We start from the raw sequence: 11,087 nt of genomic DNA on the forward strand, positions 1-11,087 counted from the left end.
AGACGTCACTAATTACTTTCCCAAGTACCATCGGTACATGCGTTGCACACCTTCCTCGATATCAATCTTATGATGCCATCCCAATGCATGTAACTTACCGGGATCGGTCAGTTTGCGCATGGTGCCGTCGGGTTTGGAAGTGTCGAAGGTCAACCGGCCCTGATAGCCTACGGTGTTGACAATCAGCTCTGCCAACTGGCGGATAGTGATTTCCTTGCCCGTACCGATATTGATGTGACAGTTGCGGATTTCCTTGTCGCCCGGCTTGAAGGTATCTTTGAAGTCGACGTGTTCCATGACGAAGACGCTGGCATCTGCCATCTCCTCGCTCCAGAGGAATTCGCGCAAGGGGGTGCCGGTACCCCATAATCTCACTTCTTCTTCGCTGATGCCGTATTTCCGGAGGATATTCAGAATGTCCTCTTTGCTGCTGTCGCCGTTGATGCCTTCCACCGGACGCAGGTTCATGTCGTGGCGTACGGCATCCCAGTCGCCTTGTTTCAGGCAGTGGGCGAGGTGTATCTTGCGTATCATGGCAGGGAGCACGTGGCTGCGTTCCAGGTCGAAGTTGTCGTTGGGACCGTAAAGGTTGGTGGGCATCACGGCAATGTAGTTCGTACCGTATTGAAGATTGAAGCTTTCGCACATTTTCAGTCCGGCTATTTTGGCGATGGCATAGGGCTCGTTCGTGTATTCCAGCGGAGAAGTGAGGAGTGCGTCTTCTTTCATCGGCTGTTCGGCATCACGGGGATAGATGCAGGTGCTGCCCAGAAAGAGAAGTTTTTTCACTCCGTGGCGGAAGCTTTCGCCGATGACGTTCTGCTGTATCTGCAAGTTCTTGTAGATGAAGTCGGCACGGTAGATACTGTTGGCCATGATGCCACCCACAAAGGCGGCGGCAAGGAATACATATTCGGGCTGTTCCTCGTCGAAGAAGCGGCGTACGGCAACTCCGTCGAGCAGATCGAGTTCTGTGTGGGTCTTGCCGATGAGATTGGTGTATCCTTTCTCCTCAAGATTTTTCCAGATGGCAGAACCTACCAGTCCCCGGTGGCCTGCTACATATATTTTGGCATTTTTGTCTAACATTGTTGTCTGAAAGTTTAATAGTTCATTCAAAGCTCTTTGCTTCTTAAATACAGTTTCTTCACAAATTTCATGTCGTGCTCTGCCATGATGCGTACCAACTCTTCAAAACTGGTCTGCCTCGGATTCCATCCCAGCAGTGTTTTTGCTTTGGTGGGGTCGCCCAGCAATTGTTCCACTTCGGCAGGCCGGAAATATTTGGGGTCGACTTCCACGAGGACTTTTCCGGTCTGTGTGTCGATACCCTTCTCATCCACTCCCTGGCCTTCCCAGCACAGAGTGATGCCTACCTCTCGGAATGCCAGTGTCGCAAATTCGCGTACGGTATGCATTTCTCCGGTGGCAATGACGAAGTCTTCGGGGGTGTCGTGCTGCAGGATGAGCCACATGCACTCGATGTAGTCTTTGGCATATCCCCAGTCGCGCCGGGCATCCAGATTGCCCAGATACAGCTTGTCCTGGAAGCCTTGGGCGATGCGGGCAGCCGCCAGTGTGATTTTTCTTGTCACGAAGGTTTCACCTCGGCGTTCGCTCTCGTGGTTGAAGAGTATGCCGTTTACAGCAAACATGCCATAGCTTTCGCGGTAGTTCTTTGTAATCCAAAAGCCATACTGTTTGGCTACGCCATAGGGGCTGCGGGGATAGAACGGGGTCGTTTCGCTTTGCGGCACTTCCTGCACTTTTCCGAAGAGCTCGGAAGTGGAGGCCTGGTAGATGCGTGTCTTCTTTTCCATACCGAGAATGCGTACGGCTTCGAGCATGCGTAGGGTGCCTACGGCATCGGTTTCGGCGGTATATTCGGGCACGTCGAAGGATACTTTGACATGGCTTTGGGCGGCAAGGTTATATATTTCGTCCGGCTGCACACTCTGGATGATACGGATGAGAGAGCTGGAGTCTGTCATGTCTCCATAGTGCAGGTTAATGGTACGTTTCTGTTTCATGTCGCGTACCCACTCATCGAAGTAGAGGTGTTCGATGCGGCCGGTGTTGAAAGAGGAAGAGCGACGCAGGATACCGTGCACTTCATATCCTTTCTGCAGGAGGAATTCGGCAAGGAACGAGCCGTCCTGCCCGGTAATGCCGGAGATAAGGGCTTTCTTCATAATGTATGCTTCTTGTTATTATGTCTTTTCGGACTGCAATATTCGTTATTTTCCACGAGATGGCAAAATATAAACTATTTCTTTCCCATCACTTTGTCGATAATCAGTGCGATTGCCCCGTCGCCCGTCACATTGCAGGCAGTACCGAAGCTGTCCATCGCTATGTATAGTGCAATCATCAGCGCTTGTGCCGACTCGTCGAAGCCCAGCATGGATTGCAGGATGCCCAGTGATGCCATGATGGCGCCTCCCGGTACCCCGGGAGCGGCTACCATAGTGATGCCCAGCATGAAGATGAATCCTGCAAATAGAGGGAAATCATGGGGCATGCCTTGCATTATCATCAGTGCCAGGGCGCATGCCACAATCTTCAATGTGCTGCCCGACAGATGGATGGTGGCGCAAAGTGGGATGACGAATCCGGCAATATCGGCAGAGACGCCGTTCTTCCGACTTTGCTCCAATGTTACGGGGATAGTGGCGGCACTGGATTGAGTGCCTAGAGCCGTGAAGTAGGCAGGCATCATTCGTCCCAGTAGTTTGAGAGGGTTCTTGCGGACAAACAGTGCCGCAATGCTGTATTGGAATACCAGGAGAAAGATGTGAAGCAGGAAGATTACACCGATAATCTTAATAAAGACCATCAGGATGCCGAATACTTGTCCACTGTGCGTCATGTTGAGGAAAATGCCGAAAATATAGATGGGAAGCAGCGGCAATATCACTGCACTGATCATGCGGATGACAATCTCTTGAAAATCGCGTGCCGCATTTTTCAGTACCTCACTTTTCAGATGAGCCAGGCCCAGCCCCAGTGTGAAGGCAAGTACGAGTGCGGTCATAACATTCATCAATGGCGGGATACCCACGGAAAAATAGGGAAGAATACCTTGAGACTCACTGACTTCTTCTAACGGCACCCCGGTTTCTATGAGGGAAGGAAATACCGCCATACCGGTGAAGTAGGAGAGAAAGCCGGAGAATAAGGTAGCTCCGTAAGCAATGAGCGCTGTGACGACCAGCATCCGTCCGGCTCCTTTGCCGATGTCGGCAATGGCAATCGTGACCAGTCCCACAATGATGAGGGGGATGGAGAAGTTCAGGAATTCACTGAAAATGGCATTGAATGTTACGAACAGCCGTACCAGCGAAGCCGGTAGGAAATTTCCGAAAAGTATACCTAAGATAATGGCAATGATGATGCGTGGCAATAGTCCGATGTGGAAGTTCTTCATGAGCATTGGTTTTCTGTCTGGTTGAAAAATAGGCTTTCGCTGACAAAAGTACTATTTTATTTTCGTAATTCATACGAACAAATGCTGTTAGCATTTTGTTTCCATATAAAGACAAAATTTACATGAATATGAAGAATTTAAATAAAACAGACATTGGACTTATCGGTCTGGCAGTTATGGGCGAGAATTTGGCCCTCAATATGGCAGATAAGGGATGGAATGTTTCGGTATATAATCGTACGGTTCCGGGAGTGGAAGAAGGGGTGGTGGAACGTTTTGTGAACGGCCGCGCCAAAGGGAAAAAAATTGAAGGCTATACAGATATAGCCGAATTTGTAACTTCCATTGCCATACCCCGCAAAATAATGATGATGGTTCGTGCCGGCAGTGCGGTGGATGAACTGATGGAACAGCTGTTTCCCCATTTGTCCGAAGGGGATATCCTGATTGACGGTGGCAATTCCAATTATGAGGACACCAACCGGCGTGTGGCATTGGCCGAAAAGAAAGGCTTCCGTTTTGTGGGAGCTGGAGTTTCCGGTGGAGAGGAAGGAGCGCTGAACGGCGCGTCTATCATGCCCGGAGGATCTGAAAGTGCCTGGCCTGAGGTGAAGCCTATCCTGCAGAGTATTGCGGCAAAAGCATCTGACGGTACCCCGTGCTGCCAGTGGATTGGTCCTGCCGGTTCCGGTCATTTCGTCAAGATGATACATAACGGTATCGAATATGGAGATATGCAGCTTATTGCCGAAGCTTATTGGGTGATGAAGAATCTGCTTGGTCTGGACAATGGACAGATGGCGGAAATCTTTGCCGATTGGAATGAGGGCAAGTTGCGTAGCTATCTCATTGAAATTACCGCCAACATACTACGTCATAAGGACAAATCAGGAGGTTACCTGATAGATAAGATATTGGATACCGCCGGACAGAAAGGTACGGGCAAGTGGTCCGTTATCAATGCGATGGAGCTGGGCATGCCGTTGGGGCTGATTGCTACGGCTGTGTTCGAACGTAGTTTGTCGGCACAGAAGAGCTTGCGTGAAACGGCTTCCAAGCAATTTGTATGCCGACGCTCGCAGGCGGTGTACAACAAGTCGGAGATGGTGAAGGATATCTATTCCGCACTCTATGCTTCCAAATTAGTGTCATATGCTCAGGGATTCGCCGTGTTGCAGCGTGCATCCGACGCTTTTGCCTGGAACCTCGATTTGGCATCCATCGCACGCATGTGGCGGGGCGGCTGCATTATCCGTAGTATTTTCCTGAACGACATAGCTACGGCTTTCGAGGCAAAAGACAAGCCCAAACATCTGCTGTTGGCTCCTTATTTCAAAAATGAAATGCAGCTGTTGCTTTCCGGCTGGAAACATCTGGTGGCACAATCCATGAAAGAGGAACTTCCGGTGCCTGCATTCTCGTCCGCCTTGAATTATTTCTATTCGCTGGTGTCTGCCAAGTTGCCTGCCAATATGATTCAGGCGCAACGTGACTATTTTGGTGCGCATACCTTTGAAAGGACAGACGAGTTGCGTGGACAGTTTTTCCATGAAAATTGGACGGGACACGGAGGAGATACGAAATCGGGTACGTACAATGTGTGAGAAAGGGGGAGAAGATGATGAAGAAATTAGTGATTGTTATATTCGGCGCTTCGGGTGACTTGACGAAGCGCAAACTGATGCCGGCGCTCTATACTTTGTATAGTGGCGGGCGGTTGCCGGAAGGATTCTCCATTCTGGGGATAGGACGCACCGAGTATACGGATGCCCGTTACCAAGAATATATAATGAGTGAATTGAGTAAGTTCGTAGCTTCCAGAGAGCAGGTGGAAGATAAAATGAGGGATTTTTGCAGCCATCTGCATTACCAGACATTGGATCCCGCCGAGGTTGAAGGCTATCATCTGCTGGACGGACGTTTACAAGAGTTTACCGGTGAGCAGAAACCGGACAACCTGCTGTTCTATCTGGCTACTCCACCTTCCTTGTACGGTGTCATTCCCTTGCACTTGAAGGCGGCCGGTCTGAACCGTCCTGATACGCGTATCATCGTTGAAAAGCCGTTCGGTTACGATTTGGAGTCAGCCAGAAAGCTGAATAGCATTTATGCTTCCGTTTTCAAGGAGCATCAGATTTACCGCATCGACCATTTTCTGGGTAAGGAAACGGCGCAGAACATTCTCGCCTTCCGTTTTGCCAACGGAATCTTCGAACCGCTATGGAACCGTAATTATATAGACTATGTGGAGATTACAGCCGTAGAGAATCTGGGTATCGAAGGACGTGGCGGATTCTATGAAGGTGCCGGAGCCCTGCGCGATATGGTACAAAACCACCTCATACAGCTTGTGGCGCTCACAGCATTGGAACCGCCTGCCGTTTTCAATGCCGATAATTTCCGCAACGAGGTGGTGAAGGTCTATGAGTCATTGGCTCCCTTGACAGAGGAGGATTTGGAGGAACACATTGTCCGCGGACAATATACGGCTTCGGGCTCGAAAGCCGGGTATAGGGAAGAGAAGAACGTGGCACCTGATTCGCGTACCGAAACGTATATTGCCATGAAAATCGGTATTAACAACTGGCGGTGGAAGGGTGTTCCTTTCTATATCCGTACCGGCAAACAAATGCCGACAAAGGTGACTGAGATTGTTGTACATTTCCGTGAGACGCCCCATCAGATGTTCCGTTGCGAGGGTGGACATTGTCCCCGCGCGAATAAGCTGATTCTCCGCCTGCAACCCAATGAAGGTATTGTGCTGAAATTCGGCATGAAGACTCCCGGACCCGGATTTGACGTGAAGCAGGTGATGATGGACTTCAGTTATGACCAGTTGGGCGGGTTGCCTACCGGCGATGCCTATGCCCGTCTGATAGAGGACTGCATACAAGGTGACCCTACACTCTTTACCCGCAGCGACGCGGTAGAGGCTTCATGGCGCTTTTTCGATCCCGTGTTGCGTTATTGGAAAGAGCATACGGATGCTCCTTTATATGGGTATCCCGTAGGTACGTGGGGACCTTTGGAAAGTGAAGCGATGATGCACGAACATGGTGCTGAGTGGACTAATCCGTGTAAGAATTTGACTAATACAGATGAATATTGCGAGTTATGAAAAGTTATGTTTACCATTCGGCTACAGCTACGGCACATGCGTTGATTGAACATTTGATTGCGATGATGGAGCGTGAGCCGGAAAAGACCTTTTATTTTGCATTCAGTGGGGGAAGTACTCCTTCGCTGATGTTTGACATTTGGGCCAACGAGTACAAGGAGGTGACTCCTTGGATGCGGATGCGGATTTATTGGGTGGATGAACGGTGTGTGCCGGCAGAGGATTATGAGAGCAATTATGGTACCATGCGCCGTTTGCTGTTGGATGAAGTAGGCATGCCCGATGAATACGTTTATCCTATTTATGGAGTGAACCGCCCGGAGATTGAAGCAAAGAACTATTCGACGCTGGTTTGCCGCACGGTTCCGCTTTGGGGTGGCTTCCCGGCCTTCGATGTCGTTTTGCTCGGTGCTGGAGACGACGGGCATACCTCCTCTATCTTTCCGGGGCAGGAATATCTGCTTTCTTCCTTTCATCCTTATGAGGTGAGTGTCAATCCCTATAATGGGCAGAAACGCATAGCCATGACCGGCTGCCTTTTGTTTGCTGCGAAGAATCTTATTTTCTTTGTTACCGGCAAGAATAAGGCGGATGTGGTCCGCGATATTCTTGATTCCGGGGATACCGGTCCGGCAGCTTATGTGGCCCACCATGCCGAGCGTGTGGAATTGTTCCTCGATGCTCAGGCCAATGGCGGGAAAATGTCTACTTAGATGTACCGCTCTCCAGAATGCTTACGATGGAGAATAATGTAAAGCAGATGCCTCCCAAACCTGCCAGTACGCGTGCAGGGACAAAATAGGCATTGTGCAGGCTTGCCATCTCAAACAGAAAGGCGGAGAGAAACAGACAAGCCAGGGCCGTGAAGACCGGAATCAGCGGGATGCGGTTGGCCAGCTTGAAAGTGTTCCGCCAGATGGCGGCAAGTAGTATGACTTTGCTGGAAATGCTGTAGCATACCAGTCCCAGGCCTATCATAATATATCCTGTGGAGGAGAGTGCCGGATTGCTGTTGGCCAAGACCAGAAGTCCCCAGAGAATGCTGATGCTGCCCATTATCAAAACAAGGGCCGGCCATTGTTTCCGTTCAGACTTTGTATAGTTGTTGCGTATCTGGCGGACGATGGTTGCAACCAGCGCCACCAAGCTGGAACAGATACAAGCAAGTCCTGCCATGACATGGCCTGCTACATAATATGCATTGTGCTCGCTGCTTTTTGACAATAGCCAGAAGGCCCATATCCATGCCATTACTGCCATAAGGGTGGCAACTGCTATCAGGATATATCCCTGGGAGGAATTGAATGCATCGGCAGGTTGTAGCTGGTCGGTACGTTCCGAGTTGGCGGGAATGAGGGTGAAGCGGGTGGAGGCTGTGGCTGTGGTAGCTACACAAGCTGTGATGAAACCGACTCCGCAAATCACGTGTCCTGCCACGAAATTGCTTGCCGTGGCAGCTTCGTGCATATAATTCCAACCATAGATTACTGTGAGTACGGCTGCCAGGTAACCAATAACCGGAAGTGCGTATCTGGCTATCGGATTGTAGGTATGAATAATTTGTCTAATGATTGTTGCCGCTGTGGCGAACAAGGCAATGCAAATCATCCCTAAGGAAAATACTACCGGACCGGCCACAAATTTTGCCGAATCCAGTCCTTCGTGGAGCACAAAGGCTCCGTAGCCGAAACAGAAAAGGGCCATCAACAAGGGTATAGCCCTGAAAAGAATACTGATACCGTAATTCATAACTGTTGTTTTTAGAGTTTCCCCTTCAAACAGCGTTTCTGTGGCTTTGTTCCTCCTTTTAAGATTTATTTGTGATGAGAAGTGTTTCCCTGTCCGTATTTAGGGAGCCAGCCTCTCCTTTTTCCAGCTGCCATCCGCTTGTTGGGAATAGAGGAAACGGTCGTGTAGCCTGCTTTCCCGTCCTTGCCAGAATTCAAAACGGAAAGGGGTGACGGCAAAACCTCCCCAGTTGTCGGGACGTTTGATACTTTGCCCTATCCATGTTGCCGCTTCGCGGACGAACGCGCGCATTATCTCCATACGGCTGCCGATGACGTGACTTTGGGGTGAAATCCTCGCCCCGATTTTACTTTTGTAAGGCCTGCTTGCAAAATAGGCGTCAGAATCGGCAGGAGCGCATCTTTCAGCTTTTCCTTCAATGTGTATTTGCCTTTCCAGTTTGTGCCATACGAAAGATAAGGATATATACGGATTTGCAGTCAGTTGCCGGCCTTTTCTGCTTTCGTAGTTGGTGAAGAAGATGAACCGGCCATTTTCCACCCCTTTCAGCAACACTGTGCGTGTAGAGGGATGTCCGTCTGACGAGACTGTAGCTACCGTCATGGCGGTGGGCTCGTACTCATCACTATGGATAGCATCGTTCAGCCAATGGTCGAATTGCTCAAGGGGATTGTCGTTGAGGTTACCCGGTGTCAGCCTGCCTTTCTTATATTCTCTTCTGATGTCAAAGAGTTGTGATTTCATTATCGTGTGGTTTTATCAGGAGTGATATATTGTTTTTCTATGTAACAGTCTGAGAGGGCTGAATGTTTTTGTTTTTCTGCGGAAAGAAAAATATGGAAGAAGGAAATGGCTGTGTTGATACTTAAAAAAATGGGGGTGTGTCAAAATTCACCACAGATTACACGGATTAACACAGAATGAGCTTAATCTACTGATAATCAAAGATGCTTATCTGTGCAAATCTGTGTAATCTGTGGTGAATACCAGTTTCGACACACCCTCGGATATTGGAGATTACCTTATGAAGACAAGTGGAAAGTGGACACTGGCATGTCTGCTATTGTAATTTAAACATTACGGGAACTGTGAATTTACAACGGACCGGTTTGCCTCGTTGCTCACCGGGTTTCCATTTGGGCATGGTGGAAATCACACGGATAGCTTCTTTGTCCAGATAGGGATCTACGCCTCTTACTACTTTTACATCTACGATGCTGCCGTCTTTGTTGACAACGAATTGTACTATTACGCGCCCCTGGGTTCCGGTCTCTTGTGCAATAGTCGGGTATTTTATACTCTTACCCAGATATTGCATCAGACTCATGCCATTATAAGAAAACTCGGGATTCTTCTCTACAACTTCAAAAATCTCATCCTCTACCGGAATCTCTTCATCTACGGTTGGAGATATGGGTTTGATGATTACAGCTTCACCGATTTCTTCGGAAGAGGCAATGGCTGTTTCTTTCACATTGTCATTATCATCCACAATTGTCAATACCTCGGCAATTGCAGGAGCTTGAGGGGGTGGCGGAGCTACTAATTCGGGTTGCTCCGTGATAGGAATTTCAATTTCCTGCTCAAATACGTTCTCGGTAATAGCACCGCTCATGTCAATCCTAACATCACGCTTCGACCATTCAAATGCAACGAACATGAAGACCAGCACAATTACATAACCTACAAGTAGCCAACTTGACTTCTTGTTTTCCAGGCTTGCTTTGGATGTTTTCTTGATTTCCATAATTTACAAGATTATTACCGTATAATGGTTGTCGCGAAACTAACATTATACAGATGTGATTAGTAAAATCATAAAACATGCGTGCCCACTTGTTTCTGTATTAAAGATAAGAAAATGAATGTTATGTTGGTGTTTGATATGTAGTTATATATAGTTTTTTAAATTTGCTTTGATAATTTTTCTGCTTGTGGATTAAATAGTGTTGATATGTAAAAAGCACTTCCAACGTTCGCTTACGGAGGAAGTGCTTCACACAAAAACTAAACTAGACTTAACTAAACTATTCTATTGGGGGAGTTTCACAACTCCTATCTGTTCGGTGCAAAGATAAAAAAACATATTTTAATATGCAAAAGGATTCTATAATAAATCGACGTTTTTTCCGATTTTATCGACGGATTAGTCGATTTTTTTAGCTTCTTTGGTCTAAAAATTCTTGAAAAGCTTGTTTATAGCTGTCGCTTATCGGGATGTAGTTCTTTCCGAACACGATGCGACCACGGTCTATAATACGTATTTTATTCTTCTGAACAATGTAGGAACGGTGGACGCGCATGAAACGCGAGGCAGGCAGAAGTTCCTCCATTGCCTTCATGCTCATGAGAGACAGGATAGGCTTGGGAGAATCCTCCTCGTAGATTTTGAGATAGTCTTTCAGCCCCTCTATGTACAGAATTTTACTCAATTCGATTTGCACCAGCTTATACTCGCTTTTTACGAAGATGCTCTGAATCTCTTCCTTGGGCTGTTGCAGCAATTCAAACCATTGCACAGCCTTGTTGGCAGCCTGCAGAAAGTCGACGTAGGAGATGGGTTTCAGCAGGTAGTCCAGCGCATTGACTTTGTAGCCGTCTATGGCATACTGGTCGAAGGCGGTGGTAAAGACAATGCGGGTGCCGGAATCGACCATCTTCGAAAATTCCAGTCCGTTCAGTTCGGGCATCTGGATGTCGAGGAAAAGCAGGTCGATGTGCTTCTCGGGCAACTCCTTGATGGCTTGTAGAGGATGTAAATTAAACTGTGTCAGCAAGGAATAAAGTATTAAC

10 protein-coding genes are annotated in these 11,087 nt (G+C 48.2%); 3 read left to right on the forward strand and 7 right to left on the reverse strand.

Annotated features, from left to right (window positions below):
* Nucleotides 1-12: 12 nt before the first annotated feature.
* From DW896_RS07150 to DW896_RS07160, 3 genes are all read right to left on the reverse strand, one after another.
* On the reverse strand, nt 13-1,089 hold the full coding sequence (locus DW896_RS07150; protein ID WP_087332586.1) for a GDP-L-fucose synthase: 1,077 nt from the start codon (nt 1,087-1,089) through the stop codon (nt 13-15).
* Nucleotides 1,090-1,115: 26 nt separating this feature from the next.
* The gene (gene gmd / locus DW896_RS07155) at nt 1,116-2,192 is read right to left on the reverse strand and encodes a GDP-mannose 4,6-dehydratase (RefSeq protein WP_005836261.1); all 1,077 of its coding nucleotides are present in this window, start codon (nt 2,190-2,192) and stop codon (nt 1,116-1,118) included.
* Between the two features lie 74 nt (nt 2,193-2,266).
* A complete protein-coding gene (locus tag DW896_RS07160; RefSeq protein ID WP_005837656.1) occupies nt 2,267-3,427 on the reverse strand; it encodes a dicarboxylate/amino acid:cation symporter in 1,161 nt (386 codons plus the stop codon).
* Between the two features lie 128 nt (nt 3,428-3,555).
* Here DW896_RS07160 and gnd point away from each other — a divergent pair, with 128 nt between their 5' ends.
* From gnd to pgl, 3 genes are read left to right on the forward strand one after another with little or no spacing between them, the layout of a single operon-like run.
* Entirely contained in the window at nt 3,556-5,031 is a 1,476-nt protein-coding gene (gene gnd, locus DW896_RS07165; RefSeq protein ID WP_117713514.1) for a decarboxylating NADP(+)-dependent phosphogluconate dehydrogenase, read from the forward strand.
* A 17-nt stretch (nt 5,032-5,048) separates the two neighbouring features.
* Nucleotides 5,049-6,545 carry a glucose-6-phosphate dehydrogenase gene (gene zwf, locus DW896_RS07170; RefSeq protein ID WP_005836268.1) on the forward strand — a complete coding sequence of 499 codons (1,497 nt, stop codon included), beginning with the start codon at nt 5,049-5,051 and terminating at the stop codon, nt 6,543-6,545.
* Entirely contained in the window at nt 6,542-7,258 is a 717-nt protein-coding gene (gene pgl / locus DW896_RS07175; protein ID WP_005828055.1) for a 6-phosphogluconolactonase, read from the forward strand. Before zwf ends, pgl begins: the two co-directional genes overlap by 4 nt.
* Here pgl and DW896_RS07180 read toward each other — a convergent pair.
* The 4 genes from DW896_RS07180 to DW896_RS07195 form a co-directional block, all read right to left on the reverse strand.
* A complete protein-coding gene (locus tag DW896_RS07180; protein ID WP_005828056.1) occupies nt 7,251-8,294 on the reverse strand; it encodes a DUF2776 family protein in 1,044 nt (347 codons plus the stop codon). The genes pgl and DW896_RS07180 overlap by 8 nt on opposite strands.
* Before the next feature lie 99 nt (nt 8,295-8,393).
* Nucleotides 8,394-9,038: a pyridoxamine 5'-phosphate oxidase gene (pdxH, locus tag DW896_RS07185; protein ID WP_035448172.1), complete on the reverse strand. Its 645-nt coding sequence runs from the start codon at nt 9,036-9,038 to the stop codon at nt 8,394-8,396.
* Nucleotides 9,039-9,354: 316 nt separating this feature from the next.
* Nucleotides 9,355-10,041 (reverse strand): energy transducer TonB, encoded by a 687-nt coding sequence (locus DW896_RS07190; protein ID WP_005828058.1) that lies wholly within the window; start codon nt 10,039-10,041, stop codon nt 9,355-9,357.
* Between the two features lie 412 nt (nt 10,042-10,453).
* On the reverse strand, nt 10,454-11,087 hold a 634-nt coding region (locus DW896_RS07195; protein ID WP_133303684.1), incomplete at its 5' end, for a LytTR family DNA-binding domain-containing protein.

The organism is Bacteroides sp. AM41-16 (assembly GCF_003603495.1).
GTDB lineage: Bacteria > Bacteroidota > Bacteroidia > Bacteroidales > Bacteroidaceae > Bacteroides > Bacteroides uniformis.

Excerpts from the sequence above, each read along its gene's own strand:
- DW896_RS07150 (WP_087332586.1), bottom strand. The coding sequence starts at position 1,089 with ATGTTAGACAAAAATGCCAAAATATATGTAGCAGGCCACCGGGGACTG.
- gmd (WP_005836261.1), bottom strand. The coding sequence starts at position 2,192 with ATGAAGAAAGCCCTTATCTCCGGCATTACCGGGCAGGACGGCTCGTTC.
- DW896_RS07160 (WP_005837656.1), bottom strand. The coding sequence starts at position 3,427 with ATGAAGAACTTCCACATCGGACTATTGCCACGCATCATCATTGCCATT.
- gnd (WP_117713514.1), top strand. The coding sequence starts at position 3,556 with ATGAAGAATTTAAATAAAACAGACATTGGACTTATCGGTCTGGCAGTT.
- zwf (WP_005836268.1), top strand. The coding sequence starts at position 5,049 with ATGAAGAAATTAGTGATTGTTATATTCGGCGCTTCGGGTGACTTGACG.
- pgl (WP_005828055.1), top strand. The coding sequence starts at position 6,542 with ATGAAAAGTTATGTTTACCATTCGGCTACAGCTACGGCACATGCGTTG.
- DW896_RS07180 (WP_005828056.1), bottom strand. The coding sequence starts at position 8,294 with ATGAATTACGGTATCAGTATTCTTTTCAGGGCTATACCCTTGTTGATG.
- pdxH (WP_035448172.1), bottom strand. The coding sequence starts at position 9,038 with ATGAAATCACAACTCTTTGACATCAGAAGAGAATATAAGAAAGGCAGG.
- DW896_RS07190 (WP_005828058.1), bottom strand. The coding sequence starts at position 10,041 with ATGGAAATCAAGAAAACATCCAAAGCAAGCCTGGAAAACAAGAAGTCA.